The organism is Budvicia aquatica DSM 5075 = ATCC 35567 (genome assembly GCF_000427805.1).
Lineage (GTDB): Bacteria > Pseudomonadota > Gammaproteobacteria > Enterobacterales > Enterobacteriaceae > Budvicia > Budvicia aquatica.
Genome location: NZ_ATYS01000009.1, coordinates 145,439 through 168,795, shown reverse-complemented (window position 1 = coordinate 168,795; position 23,357 = coordinate 145,439). Strand labels below are relative to the sequence as shown.

At 44.7% G+C, this 23,357-nt stretch carries 19 protein-coding genes; 8 read left to right on the top strand and 11 right to left on the bottom strand.

All coding sequences use genetic code 11. The annotated features are described in order from the left end of the window. Positions 1-14 precede the first annotated feature (14 nt). Positions 15-1,424: a glucuronate isomerase gene (gene uxaC, locus YWE_RS0105930; protein WP_029093693.1), complete on the bottom strand. Its 1,410-nt coding sequence runs from the start codon at positions 1,422-1,424 to the stop codon at positions 15-17. A 543-nt stretch (positions 1,425-1,967) separates the two neighbouring features. On the opposite strand from uxaC, the gene exuR reads away from it, so the two are divergent. The 3 genes from exuR (at position 1,968) to YWE_RS0105915 (ending at position 5,417) form a co-directional block, all read left to right on the top strand. Next, positions 1,968-2,738, top strand: coding sequence for a transcriptional regulator ExuR (gene exuR / locus YWE_RS0105925; RefSeq protein WP_029093692.1), 771 nt, complete (start codon positions 1,968-1,970; stop codon positions 2,736-2,738). A 719-nt stretch (positions 2,739-3,457) separates the two neighbouring features. Further along, on the top strand, positions 3,458-4,726 hold the full coding sequence (locus YWE_RS0105920; RefSeq protein ID WP_029093691.1) for an MFS transporter: 1,269 nt from the start codon (positions 3,458-3,460) through the stop codon (positions 4,724-4,726). A gap of 208 nt (positions 4,727-4,934) precedes the next feature. Further along, positions 4,935-5,417 (top strand): hypothetical protein, encoded by a 483-nt coding sequence (locus YWE_RS0105915; RefSeq protein ID WP_029093690.1) that lies wholly within the window; start codon positions 4,935-4,937, stop codon positions 5,415-5,417. Positions 5,418-5,474: 57 nt separating this feature from the next. Here YWE_RS0105915 and YWE_RS0105910 read toward each other — a convergent pair whose 3' ends face one another. The 7 genes from YWE_RS0105910 to YWE_RS0105880 form a co-directional block, all read right to left on the bottom strand. Then, positions 5,475-6,125 carry a glutathione S-transferase family protein gene (locus YWE_RS0105910; RefSeq protein ID WP_029093689.1) on the bottom strand — a complete coding sequence of 217 codons (651 nt, stop codon included), beginning with the start codon at positions 6,123-6,125 and terminating at the stop codon, positions 5,475-5,477. A 126-nt stretch (positions 6,126-6,251) separates the two neighbouring features. After that, positions 6,252-6,596 (bottom strand): HNH nuclease YajD, encoded by a 345-nt coding sequence (gene yajD, locus YWE_RS0105905; RefSeq protein WP_029093688.1) that lies wholly within the window; start codon positions 6,594-6,596, stop codon positions 6,252-6,254. A 113-nt stretch (positions 6,597-6,709) separates the two neighbouring features. Then, a complete protein-coding gene (locus tag YWE_RS0105900) occupies positions 6,710-7,345 on the bottom strand; it encodes a helix-turn-helix transcriptional regulator (RefSeq protein ID WP_029093687.1) in 636 nt (211 codons plus the stop codon). Then, positions 7,342-8,481, bottom strand: a complete 1,140-nt coding sequence (locus YWE_RS0105895; RefSeq protein WP_029093686.1) for an aminotransferase — start codon at positions 8,479-8,481, stop codon at positions 7,342-7,344. Before YWE_RS0105895 ends, YWE_RS0105900 begins: the two co-directional genes overlap by 4 nt. A gap of 19 nt (positions 8,482-8,500) precedes the next feature. Beyond that, a complete protein-coding gene (locus YWE_RS0105890) occupies positions 8,501-9,457 on the bottom strand; it encodes an ornithine cyclodeaminase family protein (RefSeq protein ID WP_036015232.1) in 957 nt (318 codons plus the stop codon). A 187-nt stretch (positions 9,458-9,644) separates the two neighbouring features. Next, on the bottom strand, positions 9,645-9,932 hold the full coding sequence (locus YWE_RS0105885) for a hypothetical protein (RefSeq protein ID WP_029093684.1): 288 nt from the start codon (positions 9,930-9,932) through the stop codon (positions 9,645-9,647). A gap of 25 nt (positions 9,933-9,957) precedes the next feature. Next, positions 9,958-10,323: a hypothetical protein gene (locus YWE_RS0105880; RefSeq protein ID WP_036015230.1), complete on the bottom strand. Its 366-nt coding sequence runs from the start codon at positions 10,321-10,323 to the stop codon at positions 9,958-9,960. Positions 10,324-10,926: 603 nt separating this feature from the next. On the opposite strand from YWE_RS0105880, the gene YWE_RS0105875 reads away from it, so the two are divergent. Next, on the top strand, positions 10,927-12,921 hold the full coding sequence (locus YWE_RS0105875; protein ID WP_029093682.1) for a multiheme c-type cytochrome: 1,995 nt from the start codon (positions 10,927-10,929) through the stop codon (positions 12,919-12,921). A 104-nt stretch (positions 12,922-13,025) separates the two neighbouring features. Next, positions 13,026-13,490 carry a rhodanese-like domain-containing protein gene (locus YWE_RS26745; RefSeq protein ID WP_051323220.1) on the top strand — a complete coding sequence of 155 codons (465 nt, stop codon included), beginning with the start codon at positions 13,026-13,028 and terminating at the stop codon, positions 13,488-13,490. Positions 13,491-13,560: 70 nt separating this feature from the next. Here YWE_RS26745 and YWE_RS28920 read toward each other — a convergent pair whose 3' ends face one another. From YWE_RS28920 to YWE_RS0105855, 3 genes are all read right to left on the bottom strand, one after another. Beyond that, positions 13,561-15,894, bottom strand: coding sequence for an autotransporter domain-containing protein (locus YWE_RS28920; protein WP_051323219.1), 2,334 nt, complete (start codon positions 15,892-15,894; stop codon positions 13,561-13,563). Positions 15,895-16,292: 398 nt separating this feature from the next. After that, positions 16,293-17,201: a c-type cytochrome biogenesis protein CcmI gene (gene ccmI, locus YWE_RS26735; protein ID WP_051323218.1), complete on the bottom strand. Its 909-nt coding sequence runs from the start codon at positions 17,199-17,201 to the stop codon at positions 16,293-16,295. Positions 17,202-17,221: 20 nt separating this feature from the next. Then, the gene (locus tag YWE_RS0105855) at positions 17,222-19,183 is read right to left on the bottom strand and encodes a heme lyase CcmF/NrfE family subunit (RefSeq protein ID WP_029093681.1); all 1,962 of its coding nucleotides are present in this window, start codon (positions 19,181-19,183) and stop codon (positions 17,222-17,224) included. Positions 19,184-19,851: 668 nt separating this feature from the next. Here YWE_RS0105855 and YWE_RS0105850 point away from each other — a divergent pair. From YWE_RS0105850 to YWE_RS0105840, 3 genes are all read left to right on the top strand, one after another. Then, positions 19,852-20,499: a 4Fe-4S dicluster domain-containing protein gene (locus YWE_RS0105850; protein WP_029093680.1), complete on the top strand. Its 648-nt coding sequence runs from the start codon at positions 19,852-19,854 to the stop codon at positions 20,497-20,499. A 16-nt stretch (positions 20,500-20,515) separates the two neighbouring features. Further along, positions 20,516-21,313, top strand: a complete 798-nt coding sequence (phsC, locus tag YWE_RS0105845) for a thiosulfate reductase cytochrome B subunit (protein ID WP_029093679.1) — start codon at positions 20,516-20,518, stop codon at positions 21,311-21,313. 506 nt (positions 21,314-21,819) lie between these two features. Further along, positions 21,820-23,154 carry an APC family permease gene (locus YWE_RS0105840; RefSeq protein WP_227659941.1) on the top strand — a complete coding sequence of 445 codons (1,335 nt, stop codon included), beginning with the start codon at positions 21,820-21,822 and terminating at the stop codon, positions 23,152-23,154. Positions 23,155-23,357 lie beyond the last annotated feature (203 nt).

Genomic DNA, 23,357 nt, shown 5'->3' with positions numbered 1-23,357 from the left:
GTCGCTATGCGCGACTAGAGCTCAATTGAAAAATACTGTTCTGCATTATCGAAGCAGATGTTTTTCACCATATTGCCCAGCAGTTCGATATCAGCCGGCGCTTCCCCTTCCTGAACCCAGCGCCCGATCATTTGGCACAAAATACGGCGGAAATATTCATGGCGGGTATAAGAAAGGAAGCTGCGGCTGTCGGTTAACATGCCAACGAAGCGGCTCAATAATCCAAGGTTAGCCAGCTGCGTCATTTGGCGCTGCATACCGTCCTTCTGATCGTTAAACCACCAGCCTGAACCAAACTGCATTTTGCCCGGCGTTCCCTCACCCTGAAAATTACCCACCATCGTACCGATGGTTTCGTTATCGCCAGGATTCAGGCAGTACAGGATGGTTTTAGGTAATGAATTATTCTTCGCCTGAGCGTCAAGCAGGCGAGAAAGCGGCTCTGCTACCGGCTGATCGTTGATTGAATCAAATCCGACATCCGGACCAAGCGTCTGGAACATCCGAGTATTATTATTGCGCAGGGCACCGATATGGTATTGCTGAACCCACTCGCGACGTTGATATTCGCTGGCTAAAAAGAGTAATACTGCCGTTCTGAACTGAGCAATTTCCTCTTTAGTCGGCAAGGTCCCCTTCAGGCGACGGGACAGAATAGCGTCCAGCGTTGACTCATCGGCTTCGCCGTAAACCACTACGTCCAGCGCATGATCGGATACTTTGCAACCGTGAGCGGCAAAATGGTCCATGCGTTTTTTCAGCGCATCACACAGCGAACTAAAATGAGTAATTTGGGTATCGGCAGCCTGACCTAAGCTATTGAGATAATCATTGAAGCCCTGAGCTTCAATATTAAATGCTTTATCCGGGCGCCAGCTTGGTAAAACTTTAATCGAGAAGCTGGTATCCAGCGCAATCGCCCGATGATGTTCAAGAGAGTCGATTGGATCGTCAGTAGTGCCGGCCATTTTCACGTTCATTTGTTGCATGATACCGCGGGCACTGAAGCTCTCTTGTTCTAATAATGAATTACAACGCTGCCAAATATCTTCAGCGGTTGACGGCGATAATAGCCTGTCAGTAATGCCAAACGGGCGGCGCAGCTCTAAGTGGGTCCAGTGATAAAGCGGATTACCAATCGTATGCGGAACGGTCTCAGCCCAAGCGCTAAATTTTTCCCAATCGCTTGCATCACCGGTACAAAACCGCTCTGCAACACCGTTAGTACGCATTGCCCGCCATTTATAATGGTCACCTTTCAACCAGATATCATACAGGTTTTTAAACCGCGTATTTTTAGCGATGTGTTCCGGCGGTAAATGACAATGGTAGTCAAATATAGGCTGGTCCTTTGCGTAATCGTGGTACAAACGGCGTGAAAATTCAGTATCCAGCAAAAAATCTTCAGTTAAAAACAAAGACATATCGAGTTCCTTATCTTGTTGAAAATGTTAAATCGGTATCCACCAATAAAGTTATTACACCAATTATTTATGTTACCCAGCGTTACTTCTTATCCATTACGCCAAGAAAAATCACAAAAAAACCTTATTTATTAACGTTAACTAGAAATCAGGTCAATTGAAAGCAATAAATACCCTTTCCATCATTATGGCTTAGTTAATAAATTTCTTTTGTGATGGTTCTCATCTTTTTAAGAGGTATAACAACTTTTAGCAACTTTATTTTTTATCATTCCAGAAATTCACTCAACCGCTATCGATCAACTATGGACGACTTAGCTAAACGTTAACTACCATGACTCAATCGAGGCTAACGTCGGTAAAATATGAAAAAAACCTCGTTCATCTCCCAGTTTTTTATCGACAAACCGTGACAAGAGTAGGCTTAGTTACTGAAAATAAGGTATACTCGCCAAGTGGTGTAACAAGTTTAAAACAGATGGTAACTCACTTAGACTATTGGTTTTATAGTCATGTCCGCGACACAACCCAAGAGCATTTATTATGGAATTAATCGAAACGAGTCGGCTATATCAGCAGTTGGCCTCGACGTTAAAACAGCGCATTGAAACCGGCGTATACCCTGTCGGGGAGAAGTTACCGGCTGAGCGCTTAATTGCTGAAGAAATGAATGTGAGCCGTACCGTCGTTCGTGAAGCCATTATCATGCTGGAAGTTGAAGGCTATGTTGAAGTCCGCAAGGGCTCGGGTATTCATGTTATTGCCAGCCAGCAGAAGAATCTGATTGTTCCCAACAACCTGTTCGAATTTGGTACCGTGGGGCCATTTGAGCTACTACAGGCTCGGCAACTCATTGAGTGTAACATTGCTGAATTTGCTGCGACTCAGGTCACCAAGCAAGACATTGTTCAACTAATGGAAATACAAGAGAACGCGCTGCAAGAAGACCGCCACCGTGACTCTGCCTGGGACCTAAAATTCCACGTACAGATCGCTATGGCTACCCAAAATACCGTTATGATTACCATCGTAGAGAAGATGTGGAGCCAGCGGGTTCATAATCCATACTGGCGAAAACTGCATGAGCATATTGATGATAAATCGATGGAAAGTTGGTGTGAAGATCACGAACTGATTCTAAAAGCCCTGATGCGAAAAGATCCTCATGGAGCAAAACTCGCCATGTGGCAACATCTTGAAAAAACTAAAAAAATGTTATTTGATGCAACGACTGATGACTTTGAATTTAACGTTGACCGTTACCTGTTTACTGAGAATCCGGTGGTAAACATCAATTCATCTATCTTAAAGTAATCCGTTAACTTAATTGGCTGACCGGAACAAGGTCAACCAAGCCGGCTAAAAATACCACCACCGTCAATCACGGCATCTCACCGATGCCGGCAGGCTTACCACCATCTCCCTCATGCTTTTCTAATATTAGCTCCCCCACACGTTCAATATATTAATAACTCTGGTTAACGACCCGTTAGAGACCACTATTTTGCCCTGCCCTCATTTTTGTCCACATCGGCTCAATTTATCAGTCTATCCACCAATAGAACGCCCTGTAACCCAGTCTCCACAAGGCATAGACCAATGCCAATCATGTTATACCAATAAAAATAAAAGCTATTTCTCGAACAAAAAACGCCATCAAACAGAAAAGTGTCAAACAACAAGAAAAATAAAAAATTCAATAAATTCAATTAAATAAAAATAACCTTACTTTATTATCGTAATTTTGTGATGAGCCTCAAACACAAAAGATGTAATACAACTTAACATAAGCTGTATACCATAAGTTTTATATGGTTAATAACTGTGTCAGTACTGGGTAACTCTTACTACGAAACACTAGTTACACAGGCTTAGCGTTTAGCGTAGAAACGCAAACGTATGAAAGGTTTAGAGGAGGAACCACAATAAAATCATAGCCTGCGAAAAATACCAAAAAAATAATTACATCATATTTTAAATAAAGCCCATCAGCCATTGGCTTATATGGATAAATAAAGCGAAGGAAACTCAGTATGAAGAAAATATTGAAATTAAGATGGTATATCGTGTTTATCATTTTAATTGGTACTATTCTCAACTATCTGGCTAGAAGCTCTTTATCGGTAGTTGCACCGACCTTAACCAAAGAGTTTTCTTTAACAACCGAGCAATACTCTTATGTTATTGCAGCATTCCAGGCTGCATATACTATTGCTCAGCCTCTCGCCGGTATGGTTATTGACCTTATTGGCGTGCGTGTCGGATTCTTTATCTTTGCATTAGGTTGGGGCATCTCTTGTATGCTTCACTCTTTCGCAACCAGTTGGCCGACGTTGGCGGTATTTCGTGCCATGTTGGGGCTGTCAGAAGCGGCTATTTTCCCGGCAGCCATAAAATCGATCTCTAACTGGTTCCCAAGAAAAGAACGCTCTATCGCCATCGGTTGGGTTAACTTTGGTACCAGCATTGGTGCAATGATCGCCGCGCCGATTATGGTGTTTTTCATCATTAACTATCAGTGGCAGTATGGATTCCTGTTTATCGGTGGACTAGCCGTATTCTGGGCTTTGATCTGGTTGTATTTCTACCGTGACCCTAAAAAGAACAAATGGTTAACCGACGAAGAACTTAAGCATATTCTGGGTGATAGAAACGATAGCGCTCAGCTAAGCGATGAAAAACCGATCAGCCTGTGGCAGCTATTTAAGAAAAGAAACTTCTGGGGTATCGCGATTCCTCGTTTTCTTTCTGAACCGGCATGGCAAACCTTTGGTTTCTGGATCCCAATTTATCTGGTCACCGTGCGTAATATGGATCTGAAAGATATTGCGATGTTCGCATGGCTTCCTTTCCTGGCTGCTGACTTAGGCAGTATTGTTGGTGGCTATCTGGCTCCATTCTTCCGTAAATTCTTTAATGTAAGTACCTCTACCTCTTATAAACTGACCCTGTTCTGCGGTGCAGTATTTATGATCGGGCCTGCCTGTATCGGTTTGGCGTCCAGTGCTTATGTTGCTATCGCTATGTTCTGTATTGGTGGTTTTGCTCACCAAATAGTCTCAACATCGTTGTACTCATTAACGACCGACAATTTCTCAGAAAAAGATGTCGGTAAAGCAACCGGTGGTGCCGGCATGATGGGATATTTAGGCGGAACTATATTCTCATTAATCGTTGGTGGACTAGCCACAACAATCGGCTTCAACCCGCTGTTTATTTGTCTGGCCATCTTTGATATTGCCGCCGCTATTGTTGCCTGGGTGGTATTAAAACCGGTGGTTAAAAGCGTTATTAATTCCTAACTGATTAGTGCACCCGTTGAATTGAGCGCCTTAGCTCAGCCCATCGGGTGCATTTTTTATTCGCCATAACCTCGTTACTCAAATAATCAGTCATTAACCACAGAAGTCATAGTTCACTCCCGTTATTAACCGATAAGCGACTGATTTATTTTCCTCAACACGCTATACTGCCCGCCGCGGTTACCCGAATAAAAAAAGAGAATAATGAATGGACGTGGTGAAGTACTCATATAAAATCAATCGTTTTTTTGTCCTTATGGTAGCCTGCTTTTTTGGCGGTTTGGCTAACTTTACCATCAATCGAATAGGTACGGCCGATAGTGAGCTTGCCGTTGGCAAAATAATCACCCTGTCATCCGGCCAGACCAAAGTGCTGTTAATTGTCGTGGTATTGATCTTTATTACACTGGCACTGATGTCGCTCGCGGTACTGCTCATCAGTTTTCTTCCCCGCCAGAACGTTATTTTCTCTGCAGATACTGTGAGCTATCCTGTTAGTGCCCTGCGTAATAAAACGGTGACTATCCGCTACTCCGATATCAGCCAGCTTAAACGGGTTAACGCCCAGCATAACGAAGCGCTGCAGGTGACAACCCCACAGGGGCAATTTTTGATTCAACGAAGCATGCTAAAAAACGATAAGGTTTTTACTGAAGTGTGCGATTTATTGAAGAAAAGAGCCGGAATCTAACGTCCCCCTGTTTATTCGCCGCATCCGAGATGCGGCGAAGACTATCAAGCAGGTCTTCTACTGACTCCGAGAAACTAATACGGCTTTGGCCGATGGGCGTTCTCTTATCCGCTTTAGATAAAGCGGCAGATACTGCAGATCAGCAAACAGTCGGGCTGAGTGAGGCAGTTTTTCAATGTAGTCCAACATCGGTATTAAGATAGCATCGGCAATAGTAAATGATTCTGTTCTAAAAAATTGCTTGGTACCAAGCTGATTATCCAACAATTCGAGCATTTTCATCACGGCAGGCTCAGCCGCTTGAACAACCTCCCCCCTGATTTGCTTATCTGGCCCCTTGGGAAAAGCAAACTCCAACAAGTAGTCGCGAACCAAGATGCGATCGGTATATAAAGACAAACTGTTAGACCACTGATCGACATCCGCTCTCTCTATCAGACTTTCAGGCTGTAGATCGGCTCCGCTAAAGGCGGCGTCCAGATAACGACAAATGGAGGCCGTCTCAAACAGGCGATGACCGTGATGAATCAGCACCGGGACCTTACCAAACGGGTGAAACTGATAGCGACTGTCGTCAGCCAGATTGACCATCTGCCCTTCATAGGTTGTCCCTAGCGTATAGTCGATCCCTTTCTCTTCACAACAGAGCTGGACACTACGAACAAAGGTACTGAACTGTGGACCTAAAATATGTGGCTTATGGTTCATAATAACACCTTGGAAAAGTGACAACGTAACTATCACTGAGCTAAGTGGAATACAATCAATAAAAATACCATGATGGCCATTATCCCTCTGAGCGGTAATAGGGACAAAGAAATAGCAACTGCGGGGCTATTTCTTATTCATCATTGCTTTTAGATCGGCAAAAGGATTGTGCGTCGCCAACCCTTGATCCTTTTGAGCATCATCTCCGGCAATAACCGTTGAACCATACATATCAGCCTCGGTATATTTAGAATGCTCGTGATCGTGGCAAAACAGGCAAAGCATCTCCCAGTTACTGCCATCTTCCGGGTTATTTGAGTGGTCGTGGTCGATATGGTGAACCGTCAGTTCCCGCAGGTTGGAATAGACAAATTCACGGGAACACTTGCCACAAACCCATGGAAACAATTTCAGCGCTTTTTCGCGATAACCGCTTTCAAGGCGGGCGTAGTTATTTGGTATATAAGCCATCGTTAATCCTGATGTTAATCTGCTGTAGAACCCCATCGATTTATTCTGACATCTTATCGCTAAAACGACGGGGTTAACAGACTGAAAATAGCTCACCGTGCCGGTACTCTGGCCTATGACTTTAACTCTTTAATATACTTAAAAACGCTGGCGCGGCTAACGCCGACAATATTAGCAACGTAGTTCGCCGCACTTTTACCGTTAAACGCCCCTTCAGCATACAGCGCCTCGACTAACAGGCGTTTTTCAGCCCTTGATAGGGTAGACAACGAAAGCCCCTGCTTTTGTAACCAACTGTGCATAAAGGTATTTATACGCTCCTGCCAGTCATCGCGAAATAATTTCTCCGGCTGTGGAATCAGCTGCCCGCCGGACAGAAAAATATTCAGCGCACCTCGGATTTGTTCAAAATCATAAGTATTAAAATTGATGCACAGCAGAGCTTCCGGCTGACCAGTCAGAGGCGAGCGGATTACGCTACTGATAGCCCGCATTTTCCGCCCGTCCCAGTTGAGTTTTTCATAAGGTCCGATAACGTTTTCCGACTCAGTAAACTCAATGTTTTCCAGTGCTGAATCATCGCCGATTTCCCGGCGAGAAATATTATTGGCCAGATAGCTGACTTTCTGCGTTAGCAGGTCGTGAATCACCACCTCAACATAGGGATAAAATAGCGCAGAAATGGCCTCACACAGCGGGTGATACCCTGCCAGTAATCGCTGATGCTCAGAATCAATACTTAGGCTCATTGTGCGTTGGCTTCAACATCAAGGGTGCGCAGGAATCCGGACAGCGCAATCAGGCCCAATCTTAATATCTCCGGATTATTAGCATAGCCAATGCGTAAGTACCCTTCCATATTCAATACGCTGCCCGGAGATAACATCACGCCGGTAGTTTCAACCAGGCGAACGCAGAAATCCCACGAGGTCATATCAAAGTCATATTTTAATAATGCCGTCGTACCTGATTTTGGCCGGATATATGACATACGCGGCTCTGAGGCAATCCACTCATCTAAAATTGCCAGATTATTTTGGGTAATTTCGCGACTCCGCCCCAAAATTTTGTCTTTGACTTCCAGCGCCATCACGGCGAAGTAATCGTCCAACATACCGACGCTGATCGTGTTGTAATCTCGGCGGGTGATAAGCGTAGTAATTAACTCCGGGCTGCATACCACCCAACCAAGGCGTAACCCGGCCAGGGAATACGCTTTTGACATACTCGAAGTACTAATCCCCTTTTCATACAGGTCGGCAATTGATGCGGTAAAACCATCACCCTGCTGGTCAATACCGCGATAGACTTCATCACACAAAATATAGGCATCGTTAGCTCTGGCAATATCGATGATCTGATTGAGAAATGCCTTGTCCATCAATGCACCGGTTGGATTGTTCGGGTTATTGATGGCAATCAGCTTAGTTTGTGGATTAACCAGCTGCTTCAGTTGCTTCAGATCTGGCATAAAACCCAGCTCTTCTTTCAGGGGCCATAGGCTGACGCTGGCGCCGTAGCTTTCCGGAATTGAGTGATGTTGTTGATAGGTTGGAGAAACCGCCACCACGTGGTCGCCGGGCTCAATCAGGGTTTCATACACTAAGGCATTGGCACCGATAGCGCCGTGAGTGATTAACACATTATCTTTTGACTGACGCTCATACAGGCCGGCCACCAGCGTTTTTAACCGTTCAGATCCGGTTATCGCACCGTAAGTTAGCTTCATGGGCAAAATATCAGCCAATAACGTCTCTTTCTTATCGGCTAACTGCAATAAGTGGGCAACGGTCAGGGATTCAACGCAGGTTTCAGCCAGATTATACCGGCATTTGTTTTCATATAAGTCCATCCAGCGTTCAATACCAAAATCTTGAATATTCATATTGAGTTCTCTTATCGATTTATTCTGTAATAGATTGCTGATAAACAGCATAAGCAATGGCAATATCTTCTATTCCAAGCCCGATTGAGCGGAAAAAGACCGAGCGCTGGTAGTCAGGCTTCTGACATTGCTGGCTAACTAAATCGGCTAAATCGCCTTTGATGCTATCCGCTGACCAATGATGTCGTTCCGCAGCCAGCAGCATCTCGCCGGCACTGTGCGGGGTCGAGATTTTATCATCACAATAAACGTCCATATCAGGCAGGCAAGCAGGATCAATTTCATGTGCTTTCGCAGCATTGGTACTGATAGAGGTAATCAATGCCGTTTTTCCGATATCATTGAAATTAAATACCGGCGCCGCAGATGAAGTACACAGCATCACAACGTCGGCCTGTTCAACGCATTCTTCCGCAGAATTGGTAATTAAAATACGGGAATCCAGAGACAAGAATGTCGCCTGCTTCAACCCGTTCTGACTGAGGCTCGGAGAATAGACTCTTACCGACTCCCATTCGCGCAGGGTTAATACATAGTTTAAATGCGCCATAGCCAGCGGACCTGAACCAATTAACGCCAGCGTTTTGCTCTCATTAGGGGCTAGTCTGTCAATGGCCAGCGCTGTCACAGCAGCCGTACGCTGCTGGGTTAATCGTCCGGAATCACAAAGTAATAAAGGTTGGCCAGACTCCATCGACATCAATGTAGTCCACGCGGTAACGATTGGGGCAGCGGATGTCGGTAAGTAGGGTGACATTTTACTGCCAAATACCTTTAAGTGGCCCAATACGCCAGAATAGGTAATGAAGTCGCCGCTATCTTCGGGGAACGGCGTTAGCACCTGAGCGGGCTGAATAACGTCCCCCTTTGCCCGTGCTAAAAACGTCTCTTCCATCGTCTTAAGCACGTCAATTTTACTCAGACATCTGGCCACATCGGCCGCTGTCAGTACTTGTATCTCCGTTTGTCTGCTCATATACAGCCTCTGCGTTTTTATTCTTACAAAGAGACTTTATAGTCTAATACAGACTTTTTTTCTATATATTTATGCAATAACGGGGAACAATAGCGGTTAAAGAATCCGCAATTTATCATTTCTATATTGATTAATAGCCGTATTTCTCCTCATGCCAGAGGATGTCGTGAGAGTGCTTCACTGCGTTCTACACTTCTTCAATTGAATAACCGACTGACAGCCGGTTAAGCACCGTTTCGATTAACTGAAACAAACTCTTATTACTGCTACCGTTCATATTGGTCACAATAAAAAAACCGTCATCACTTTTTTCTATTGAAAAATCTATCCAGTGACTGTATTCACCCGGCAACCATAATGAGTGGCTATCATCGGATATTTTAGCCTCAGGTATATTCTGGATAATATTTTCCGCAACGGCATCAAAGCATTGGTTTTCTCCCGGAGCCATAAAAACGGTATATTCGAGACTCATTGGCTTCTACCTATCAATGAATAAATCAATAAAAATGCTTATCGCCAAACTGATGAATAATCTCAATCAGGCCTACAATATTCTTATTTAACTCGGCTAAATCTTCAGCAGGTATCCACCATTCTTTATGTTCTGCACCACCGGCTGAATGTATTTGATAGCGTGACATAAACTCTTTTTTCACTTGAAATATCGTGACAAACCCGCTTCCACTTTCAGGCACATTCCAGTCGCGGGCAATTTGAATGGCATACTGCTCATTGGTGACAGGATAAAATATAGGTTGTTCTGGCAATCTGGGCGGCCATTGTTTAAAACCGGATTGACGCACTAACGCTAATTCAGCCGGTCCGATGGGACGATATAAAGTTACCGTTTCATCTGTATACATATCGATATATCCTTATTGTTTTGGTAAATTTTCCGTAGAATTCGTTGATCATAATAAACATTTATTCAGTAGCTATCTAAAGCACCTTAGCTTAGGAATGATCCTTATCACAAATTTTAAAATTAACTTTAAGATAAACCCCCGCATAAAACAATATGCTGCAAACGCTTAATAATGTTAAAAACAAAAACCATTAATTGACTTAACAATAAACCGATAAGTGGAAAACATTGAATCCTCCTATTAGTTAGATAGGAAACACTATATTTAAATTCTCAAGCAAGGTTAAACGGAATAATTATGGCGTTTTTATTATCTGCTATGTAATGAATTTGTTATTGACTGTTAAGAAACAAACTTCCTTATTATTTTTAATCGCAGTGAATTGACAATTTTGCATGTTGTTCAGCCAATTAGCTCAATTTATACGTGCTTGAAATATGACCAAAATCAATAACCACACTCATCAAAAGGTTATCTTATCTTCATCACTACCTCTTTGTGCGTAGTGTGAGGCACCATAACTATTCTAAGAAATATCAAAAAATAAAAATTTATCCCGGTTTGCAAAGGATTAACTTTTAATACATGAGGGGCATACGTATGAGCATACGTCGACGATCTCTTTCCTGTGCGGCGTTACTTTCTTTTAGCCTGTTATTGCCATCAGCAATGGCTCAGCCGGCAGAAAGTAATGCTTCAACGGCAACGGCACCCGCGCCGCTTGCTGTACCCGAACCTTATACACCCAGAACGTTAGAAGACTATGTGGTTCAGGAAAAAGATTACTTTGAGTTTCTGTTTAAAAACCATCCGATGTTCAAGTATGAAGCTGAAGGGAGGCTGATTGGGAAATACTCTATCAGCAACCGTGAAGAAGAGTTCGTTGAATTTGGTGGTGGTAAGCAATATGCAGAAAAGCACGGCAGACCTACCGCAATGACCTATCGGCTAGGTGCCGAATCCTTCCTTGATTTCCCAAACAAATATGTTGGCCCGGCTAAATGTGGTGAGTGTCACCCGGCACAGTACGAACGCTGGGAACGTTCCCGTCATGCGAAAACGCTGCGCTTTCCGAGCGAAATGGATGAAGTTCCGGATAAGAACTTCAACAAAGGTATGTACGGCGGCAAAGCCTCCATTCTTCCACAAGGAATCACTGGCGATGCCGTATATGGAATTGTCGGTACACCACGTACTAAATATGGCTTTATCGATAGTTATTTAGTCCGCGGGACTTACCATGTCAAAGGTGGTTTGCTGAAGGACGGCACCGGTACCATGGTGGCCGGAGGTAACCAATTCTCCCGAGGCTGGGCAGAATCCTTAACGCCTGAAATGGTTAAGAGAATTGCCAGCTATGTGCCCGGCTTCCCGACTAAGATCGATCAGTTTGGCATTCGGGGTTCAGAAATTTGGGGAATGACCTCTTACGGTGCTTCTGACCGTGAAAATATGTTATTTCAGCCAGCCAGCGCCTATTGCGAGGTCTGCCATACCTTCAAGTTTGACTTTAAGAATGCCAATGAGTTTTATGCCGCCTTGGGTAATCCGAAAGCCTTGCAGGAACATACCGTCAGTAAAGGCATTGCCTGTGAGGAATGTCATGGTGCCGGCGCCCACTTATACGGAGCGCGAGGGGCTGGTATGCCATCCAACTGTGAACGCTGTCACCAGCGCTTTGCCTGGACGGCTGAAGGGGCCGAAAAAGATCCAAAAAATCCGTTCAACTCCTACTTTAAATCATCTTGCCCTTCTTGCGGTACCGAAGGTTCACAAATGTATAACTCTGCCCACTACGGCAAAGGTATGCGCTGCTCAACCTGTCACGACCCGCATGAAGTTACCTCTAATGATTGGCAGTCTGGTGTGACCCGAACCAACCTGAAAAAGGAGTGTTCTGATTGTCATACCCAACAGGCACAGGTGCTTTCACAGGGTGATACTCACAGTAAAAATAACTGTACCGCCTGTCACATGCCGAATATGGGTAGCTGTGAAAACTTTGCAGCCATTCAGTATCCGGATATGGCCGGATTCGATAACGTACGAAAAGCGCATATCTGGAAGATCCTGGTCGATGAAGAGGCTAAAACGCTCAATCCTCCAGAAGGGAAACCGCGTGATTCAAACGTTAAAGGCTGGACCATTGCTAAGCAAGACGGTAAAGGCTATCTCGACCTGATGTGGTCTTGTGGACGAACCAGCTTTAGCGACGTCGATATGCTCGAAGGTGGTGGTTGCCACAGTCCGGTACAAACGGTGCTTTCAGAGCGGCTTCAGTTTAAAGATCAGGAAACTATCTATGGCAAAGTGATTGAATGGCAAATGCCGGTGAAAGATGGCTATGCCACCATTCAGAACTCACTGAAATCCATTGATAAGAAACTGCCGAAGAGCAAAATCACGCTGGATGAGAAAGTACAGGTCCAGCTGTTGGCTAAACAGGCCAGAGAAATTGCCGACGCCGTTAAGAAAGATGGTTCCTGGGGTGTTCATGGACCGAACTACACCAAGAGCCGGATTGATGAAGGTGTAGTCTATGTTCAACAGGCTGAAGCTATCCTTAGTGGTGAAGCCCGTAAAACCAAGAAGTAATTGCCGGAATCCTTGTTGATAACACGGTCTATAGCGCCGGCATATTTGCCGGCGCTATTTATACCAGCAAACTTATGCTGAAATAAATGGCTATAGGAGCCGATATGTCGATACGCAAGGCACTAATTCCTATGATATTCATCCTGTCAGGGCTGTGCATCACACCGACCGTTTTGGCTAATGGCGGTACATGGGGTGACGATCAGGCCTCTGCGCCCAGCTTTCACTCCCCTATCAGCCTAAAACAGGCTGAACGGTTATTAGGCCAAAAAGACGTCTATTTCTTTGATGTTAATCCTGAAGATATCTGGCAACAGGGCCACATTCCGGGAGCGGTCAATATTAATAAACCAGATTGGCAATCGCTATTGCCGAAGAATAAAACCGCGACGCTGATTTTTTATTGTATGAATAAGCTGTGCGTTGCCAGTGATGAAGCGGCCAAAGCGACCGAGGCAATGGGATATACCCATGTTTTTACCATGCCTGAAGGCATATTTGGCTGGATGAGTTCAGGTAGAAACTTAGAGAAAGAGCCGGTTGCCGATTTCAACTTCAATCCTAGCTAACACCCCGATTATCACTACCGGGCCTTAATATTTAAGCCTTAAGACCCGGCGTTATTTCAAGACAATCAAATCAGAACTTAAAGGTAAAACCGGCCCTGATACTGGTATCAGGCTGATAGCTACGGCCAATTGTTGACGTTGCCGCCGCAGAAATGCCCATATCCGACGTCAGTTGATACGACATTCCCAACGTAACTTCACTCCAGTCGGTCGGTAAATCAACCTTATCAGACTGAATATCAGCTACGCCGATTAGTTCGCCGGAAACCCGATCAACACCGCCGGACAAACGATGAACCCATGCAGCGCTGGCGTTAACATTCAGTTGATTGTTAATGGCATAGCGCAGTTCACCACCGAGACGTGAATCAGTTTCATCCGCGCTACGGCCATCATAATCAATCGGAAAAGTGCCGTTAGATTCACGATATCCATCAATGGTAGCCCTTGCCCAATTGACTTCGGCAAACGGAATCACCGCAACATCAGCCACCGGGCGGAAAGTCCAGCCTAAACGGGCCAGCGCACCTAATGAATATCCTTTGCTGTCACCGTCAGAATAAGTATTCAGCTGAGTGTTATTACCATAATTACGCCGGATGTCGTAATCCAGATGGTTGGCAGTAACGGCCCCGAAAGCGCTTAACCCTTCATCACCACGGGTGTAATTAACAAACAAAGCACTACCATAACTATCTACTTTATTTTTACCATTCAGGCGCAGGTCAACATCGCTGCGCCCCAGATAAGCGCTGGCGCCTAAGGTCAATGAGGGTGACAGGCGAACGGCTAAACCGACAGAGCCGCGCCCCAGTGAACCATCCCCACGCCAGAATTCTCCGCTACCGGTTATAAAGCTACAATAGCGTTTATCACTCTCATTCCATAGCCGATCGGAATCACACTGTTGTGCAGCAATAAACCGCTGATCCTGCAATGCACCCTGAGCAACGGAAAGCCCGGCCATCGGCACATAGGTCATATCGGACAGTGAACGATTCAGCTCATTGATAGAAATAAATCCCGGCGGCGGAGTGACTTCCGGATCGGGGTCGATGGGCGTCGTCGGATCCGTCGGGTCAGTAATAATCGGCGGAGAGATCGGAGTTTCCGGCTTAGGTATACGCGCCATCCAGCCCTCAGCGTAACCGTCAGGATTCGTGCCCATGCCAACAACCACTTCGCCATTCCCTGATATTGAAGAGGCATCTTCTAATGCCCAGCTATCAAGGTTAATGCCGTTGGAGGCGAGGAAATCCTGAATGCTAATCATGCCGAACTCTTCACGCCAGATATAGGCAGCAGCCGTATCCTGATCGGTAGAGCTGAGGCCGACAATGGTAGAACCATCGGCGCTTAATGCCCTGGCCTGACTAACATGTATTGTATTCCCGCCCAGAAACCCTAAGCCGACCATTCCACTCTCTTCAGTCCAACGAAAGCTTTCAACCGGACTGTCATCCTGAGTGGTTGAATTACTGCTTGCACCCACAATCACACGACCGTCAGCGCTGATGGCGACCGGAATGCTTTTAGGCATCAAACCGCCACCGTCAATAAAGCCCAACCCTTTCATTCCGCTATTTTCGGTCCAGACAAAGGCTTCGCTAAGATCGCGGTCATTGTTACTAACACCAGAAACAACCCGGCCATCATGGCTAACAAATAAAGCCATGCTTGACGGGGCAGTTCCGCCACCGTTAATAAAGCCCAGCCCTTTGATTCCGCTATTTTCGGTCCAGCGGAATGCTTCATAATAAGCATCGGAATTAAGGCTATAGCCCACCAGCGTATCGCCGGTTTCATCAATAGCGATTGCCTGAGAAAACCTAAGCGGCTGAGTACTGTCAGTAAGAAAACCTAACCCTTCCATACCCCGGCTTTCAGTCCAGCGGAATGCTTCCATATATCCGCCCATCGCATTTCCGCTATACCCTGCAACGGCTTGACCATCATTACTGATAACGGAAGCGTGGCTATCCTCAACCAGCGGATCGCCAAGGACACCGAGCAGTTGATACCCGCTATCGGCACGCCAGATAAATGCTTCATTTTTACCCATAGCATTTCTGCCGGTCCCCAGAATCGTGGCACCGTCACCGCTGATGCTATCTAACGTAAGCTGAGTCAACCCTTGTCGATCGCCGGTAAGGCTCTGTAATCCCTGCCCCGGCGTCCAAAGTGCATATTCAAATTCGGAGCGGTCGTTCAAACCGGCAAGTATTGCCGTACTTCCGTCATGGCTGAGTTTCCATGCGCGGCTATGAGGTGTGGACGCTCCCGGGAAAAATCCCATAGGATCAAAAATATAATCCTGAGCATAGGCGGATGAAGATAAAAGCAGAGAGAGACCTAGCGCGGTTTTCGCCAAACGAAAACCACCGCGAGATGGCGTACATAACATAATGAAATCCCTGTTAACTAAAGCGCGTCATTCCATTTGAAAAATAATTACGTTACGTGCACAAAAAAGCACCGATTAACCATTTGTAATATATTAAATTTAAAATATGGATCAACTAATTAAAAAACAACCAATCAAACAAGTTGCAAAGTCTATATTTTGGCAAGTATATCGGTGGGAGCCGGTGGCTTCAATAACTATTTTACAATAAAAAAATATCAATAACTTACTAAATAGCAAGGAAATTATACCAACAGAAGTCATTATCCCTTCAAAGAGGGGCTTAGCTATTGTTTTTAAAAAGACAAAGTGAAAAAATATTATTGCTATAGGCTAACATCCCCCATAAATAACATAAATGTGTGGTTATAAATAATTTTTAAAAAACTCATATATAACTATTTTGGGCTAGATGGTATTAACATCTGTTTTCTCGCCATAGCGATACTGTCTTCAATCATTTGAATACGTTTATCATTTGGCGGTAGGTTATTTAATAAAACTTGCCACGCCCGGATAGCCTGTACATAGTCCTTCAGCTCAAACGCGTTGTAACCAAACAGGCTTAATGCCTGAATATTATTACCTTCTTGCGATAGAATCTTCACTAAAACCACGCTCGCCTTAATATTGTCATCATTCTCTTGTGAGCGGACTAACAGTTCCGCATAGCCAAGCTGAATGTCAATATCGTCCGGTGCCAGCTCGCTGGCATGGGCGAAGGCATTAATCCCGGTAGACATATCTCCCATATACATTCCTAAGCGCCCCAACAACACCCAGTCGGCCAGATTGTCCGGCTGTTGTTGTACTTGATGGCGTATTCCAACCGCCAGTGCCGCCATCTGATTGGGCCCCATACCTTCTGGCCCTTTCTCCATTAACTGATGGCGTAATTCCGGCAGCCGAGCTACAACAGACTGCCACTCTTCCACTTTTGAATATCCGCCAACCGTGTAATAAACCATCAAGGAAACGCCAATTAAGAGTGCCATACCCGGAAGTAATATTACTGCATCAAACCTTTTACGTTGCTGAGCCTTTGCGGTTTTGCGCGGGTTGTTTTCATCAGGAATATCTTCTAATAAATTTTGCTGTAACTCCTGAACCAAAGACGCACTTTCAGCCACCAGCCCTTGCTGCTCATCCTGCATCAATTCACTTAATCGATGCTGATAGTAAACTTTATTCATTTCATCCCGGGACGGCCCGTTTTTTTTATCTGCACGAGAGCAAAGCAGCGGCCAGATAAAAGCAATCACGCCGATCGCCAGCAGCAGTAAAAAAACAATCCATAACTGCATCATAGGTAAATCCTGCCTTATAACTATGCTAATGCCGCACGTTGTTTTGATCGATAAGCCCTATACCGGCCGTCGAGCATACACAGCAGCCCCCCGAATGCCATCATCAAACCACCGCCCCAAATCCAGCGCATAAACGGCTTGTAATACAGCCTTACCGACCAGTCGCCATTCCCCAGATTTTCGCCCAAGGCGGCATACAGATCCCTGCCGATACCGGCATCAATCGCCGCTTCAGTCATGACCATCTTAGTCGTGGCGTAATATCTTTTTTCCGGCATCAGGGTAGTAATCAATTTATCCCCCAGTCGAACTTCCACTACCCCTTTATCCGCAGTGTAATTAGGACCGGTAATGTGGCTCACTTGGTGGAAGGTAAACTGATAGTGATTAAGAATAATGCCTTCGCCCGGCTTCAGCCGAACGTCTCTTTCAAGGCTATAATTTTGGCTAAATGCAATACCAATCACGGTAACGGCAACACCTAAATGGGCGATCGTCATCCCCCATTGGCTAAAAGACAGCCCTTTCAAGCCGGCTATAAACCGACCGCTATGCATAATACGTTCATATAACGCTAATAGCGTCAGTAGGACTATCCATATTCCCATCATCAAACCGATAAGCGTCATAACCGAAAAAGTATCCTGACTGCTCCAGATTAGTCCCGATGACAGCAGCAGCGTCAGAATGGCCGTCAGCGATAATTTTTTTACCTTAGGAGCCAATGAATCTTTACGCCAACGCACCAGCGGACCTAGTCCTAAAATCGCAGCAAATGGCACCATAAGCCAAACAAACATGGTATTAAAGAAAGGCTCACCGATAGAGATAGATCCCAACCCTAGCTGCTTATGGACCAACGGAAGCAGAGTCCCTAGCAACACCACCAGCATAGCAGCGGTAAGTAAGACGTTATTGCACAGTAGTAACGTTTCTCGAGAAAAAAGCTCATGGCGAGCCCGACTCTTATTAACCTGCCCGCCTTTAAAGGCATAAAGTAATAACGAACCGCCAATCACCAAAACCAAAAATGCCAGAATAAACATCCCTCGGGTAGGATCAGAGGCAAAAGCATGTACCGACACTAATATTCCTGATCGAACTAAAAAGGTGCCTAGCAGGCATAAAGAGAATGAGATAATCGCCAGCAATACGGTCCAGGCTTTGAAGGTTCCTCGTTTTTCAGTCACCGCCAGTGAGTGGAGTAATGCGGTACCTGAAATCCATGGCATTAACGATGCGTTCTCGACCGGATCCCAAAACCACCAACCTCCCCAACCCAGTTCGTAATAAGCCCAAAAAGAGCCCAACACAATTCCCAGCGTTAAGAATATCCAGGCGGCAAACGTCCAGGGTCGGGACCATCTGGCCCATGCGGTATCTAAACGCCCGGTCATTAACGATGCGATAGAGAAAGCAAAAGCAACGGAGAATCCGACATAGCCCATATAGAGCAGCGGCGGATGGAAAATCAGCCCCACATCCTGTAACAGCGGATTAAGATCTCTGCCTTCTAACGGGAAAAATGGCAAAATTCGTTCAAACGGATTAGAGGTTAAGCTGGCAAACAGTAAAAATCCGACGCTGACCATTCCCATCACCGCCAGAACCCGAGCGACGGCATCGAGCGGCATTTGCCTGCTGAATAAAGCGACGGCCAATGACCATGAGGAAAGCAGCATCACCCACAATAATAGTGACCCTTCATGCGCTCCCCATGCGGCAGCAATTCGGTAATAAACCGGCAAATCATTATTGGAGTTATTGGCAACATAGACGACGGAAAAATCATTAACGGCTAATAGATAGACTAAACAGAGAAAAGAAATAAGCGACGTCGTAAAGAGTGCATAGCTTAAAGGACGGGCCAGACTCATTAATCGCCGGTCGTTTTTATAAGCACCAAGCAATGGGTATATACTTAATAAAATGGCAAGTGCCAGTGATAACCCCAGTGCGAAATTGCCAATTTCCGGTATCATATGATTTTATTCTCCGGATAACGGATTTGTTTGTTCAAATCACTATATCTGTCACTGCGCATATATTCCCTTCCGATTAAAACAATATAAAATCGAGTAATATTCCAGAATATTTTATATATCATCATCATTATTCTTATAGACTTAAACGATGGCTACCATTATACGTTCCATTCATTACCGTTACTGAAAATCATTCCCATTAAGAAATATTTATACGGATGGTTTATGATTCAATCTTAGCGATAAACAACGATAGGTCATACCAGGTAATTTCATTTATTCGTCCTATATCAAATAATTAAAAAAATACCCCTATTTTCTTTAAGTTTATTTTTTATACCGCTACCTAGTTTGAGTTAGATCAAGCTAAATGAAAAAAATTACCACTACAGTATTTGGTGTTTTCAATTATTTATAAAAATATTACTCATGATTAAAAATTAAATCTTCGCCTGATATGAGTTATTCATTGCATGGATGCATTCTCATATCAGCTACGTTTCGCAATATAGCGATAAACGCGCGGTATGTGAGAGGAAAATAGAAATGAATATCCTGTGTTCATTATTAATATCTCTACAAACAAATAAACTTATTCATTCTGATAACAAAAAAACAACAGTGCCAAAGAAAACCCTATTATCATTATCTTTGGAGGGAATATTATGACTTATTCCCGACGCCATTTTGTTTTAGGTGTAGGTTCTGCGATATTAATGACTTCATCAGCCGGTCGAGTATTGGCTAACGCACAATCCAAAATGGGCAAACGCTATGTTTTAATTCACGATGAAAGCCGTTGTATTGGCTGTGATGAGTGTTCAGTCGCCTGCAATAAACAAAATAATGTCCCTTCAGGATATTCCCGGCTGCGTATGGTGCCTATTCCAAAGGCCGACAATGCAGAAGAAGGAAGTGAACAGCATTATTTCCGCCACTCCTGCCAGCACTGTGATGATGCGCCCTGCATTACCGTTTGCCCCACCGGTGCATCTTATCGAGACGAAAATGGCATTGTGCAAGTTAACCGGGCGCTGTGCCTTGGCTGTGACTACTGCGTTTCAGCCTGTCCGTACAAGGTACGTTATATCAATCCGCTTAATCATATTGCCGACAAATGTGATTTTTGTAGTGAAAGCCGTTTAAGTCAGGGATATATGCCGATCTGCGTCAGGGTTTGTCCTAAAAATGCGCTGACGTTTGGACCGGAAAACAGCGAGCCAGTTCAACAGCTATTAAGGCCTGACTCATACTATGTTCATCAACTGAAAAATACCGGTAAGCCGCATATTTACCGCTTAATTTCACTCTAAGCCAGGGAGAGAAAATATGAGTCATTCTTGGAATGCTGAACAATTTCAGTCCCAGTTAGAATCCCTAACCCAGATCTATACTCCCGAGTTTTGGCCAACCTGGCTGATTATTGTCGCAATGGGCATCCTCGGTATGCTGGCAGCCCTCGCATTACACGCCTTGCTACGCTATATACTGGTTCCTGCCAAAAAGTGGGGACATGAACACCGGGCTTATTTATATCCTTTTGCCGTACGTTTATGGCACTGGACCAACGCGTTTCTGTTTATCGTTTTATTATTTAGTGGCCTCATGAACCACTTCGCGATTGGCACTTATCTGATCATGGCTACCCTGGTTCAGGTTCATACTATCTGTGGTTATTTACTGCTTGTCAGTTGGATTGGCTTTGTTGCTGTCAATGCCTACGGCGGTAATGGCCATCACTATATTATTCGATTTAAAGGCTGGATTGGCCGCTGTATTAAACAGGCCAGATATTACCTTATCGGTATAATGAAAGGAGAGCCCCATCCCTTTGAAGCCAATGAACAGAGTAAATTTAATCCGTTACAGCAGGCTGCCTATACCGCAGTGATGTACGGATTAGTCCCTCTGTTACTCTTCAGCGGGTTCTTCTGTTTATATCCAACGTTAGGGTTAGAAACCGGTGCCGGATACTGGATGCTGAAAATACACTTTATTCTGGCTCTCGCCAGCGTGGCTTTTATCTTTGGACATTTGTATTTATGTACCACCGGAGATACCCCGACGACGGCGTTTAAATCCATGATCGACGGATACCATCGCCATCGTGAAGTAAAACCAGAATAGAAAGTTAAGCCCTATCATCTATTGTGTCCGTCACTGGTCATCTTGACTGCTGACGGACGACTACCTCTGCAAAGTCATTATTTAAATTTGTCGTTCAACACGCTTTCGATTGCCAGAAAAATCTGTTGATGTTATTTATCGATCTGAATCAATAACAATTAACACTAAATAACAACAAAAAGCTTCGCATTACGCCTATTTTTCACCCCACGGGTTTATTGCATAACTTACTATAATGTATTAAGTTATTTCGAACCTCTGCGTTAAATTTCCCGCAGGGGGCCGCTATTTATTGCTAAATACAAATAACTGCTATATGGTACGCCCCCTGCGCTCACCCCAGCGATGGAGGATGACTTAATTTAGACTTAAGTTTCTCCCCAACGTATTCACTGAAAATGAGCGCATCTATCGATTATTTCAGGTGTAGTTCTATATCTTATAGGCTGCATTGAGTAGGGCTTTTGGGAAGGGCTTGGAAAATAATGCATCAAGAAGCAGCACGTATGAAAAGAGTACTAACCACTCCGGCTTTAGTATTCTTCGGTTTGGCCTACATGGTTCCGTTAGGCATCTTTACCACTTATGGCCAAGTCACAGTACTTAGCCAAGGTCACTTGCCAGTGGCTTATATCATCACCTTAGCTGCGATCCTGTTTACGGCGTTAAGCTATTGCCGTATGACCAGTCAGTTACCTCTTTCTGGTTCAGCCTACTCTTATGTTCAAAAAACATTCGGGGGCAATCTTGGATTTCTGGTTGGCTGGACTCAATTACTTGATTATCTGTTTTTGCCTATAATCAATTACATTGCTATTGGTATATTCTTAAATCAGGCATTCCCGTCCATTCCAATGGGCGTATTTATCTGTGGCACCATACTTCTGGTGACCGGCTTAAATATTCTGGGAATCAAGCTTGTCAGTTCAATGAATATGCTGATCATCATTTTACAGTTGCTGTTTATCAGCGTGTTTCTGTATCTGTGTTTTCGCACTTCGGCACCGTTAGATGTTAACGCATTAATGGCTCCGTTGGCCTTTACTCAGGATCAGGTTTCCGGCCTATTTGCCGGTGCCGCCATTCTTTGTCTGGCATTTCTTGGTTTTGACGCAATATCAACCATGGCTGAAGAGACTAAAGACGCTAAACGCTCATTGCCGCGCGCTATCATGTATACCGTACTGATCGCCGGAGCCCTGTTCATTCTAATTTCTTACTGTGCTCATCTGGTCTATCCGGAATGGCAAGATTTTCTACCGAATACGGATATTGCCAGTCTGGCGGTAATGGAGCGCGTTGGCGGATCGCTGATGGGTGCCGGTTTTGTTATTTTTTATGTCACCGGCGTATTTGCTTCAGCCATGACGTCACAAGCCAGCATCGTACGAATTTTCTATGCCATGGGTCGTGAAGGCGTTTTGCCTAAGTCTGTTTTCGCCTATATCCACCCGCGTTTGAATACGCCGGTTCTGTCTATCATTTTTGTTGGTTTTACTTCGCTGTTTGCGCTGGTTCTGACCTTAAATATGGTGGCATCGATGATTAGCTTTGGTGCTTTGATTGCCTTTACGTTCGTCAATCTGTCAGTCATCAAGCTGTTTATTATTGATAGTAAAGAGCCGTCTCACAGTATGAAAAAGCTATTTACCTGTCTGGTTCTGCCTTCCATCGGTGTTCTGCTAACCCTATGGTTATGGACCAGTTTAGATAAAGAAGCATTAACGGTGGGTATGATGTGGTTATCCATTGGTATTGGTTACCTTGCGGTACTGACCAAGGGATTCCGTAAAACTCCGCCGGCGATCTCTGCTGAAGAAGTGGATCTGATCATTGGCTAATCATCAACCCGGCCTCGGGAACTGATGAATAAAACGGGGGGAATCTCTCCCCGTTTGTTATTTTCGATATACCCGTTTAATTCGCAAACTCCCTGATGATGCAACTAACAACACTCAATGTGGGAAGCGTTAAAACAAACATAAATATGCCGCTGCCAGATTGACGCGTCGGTAAGTGAATAATATTTTTGACCCAAATGGAT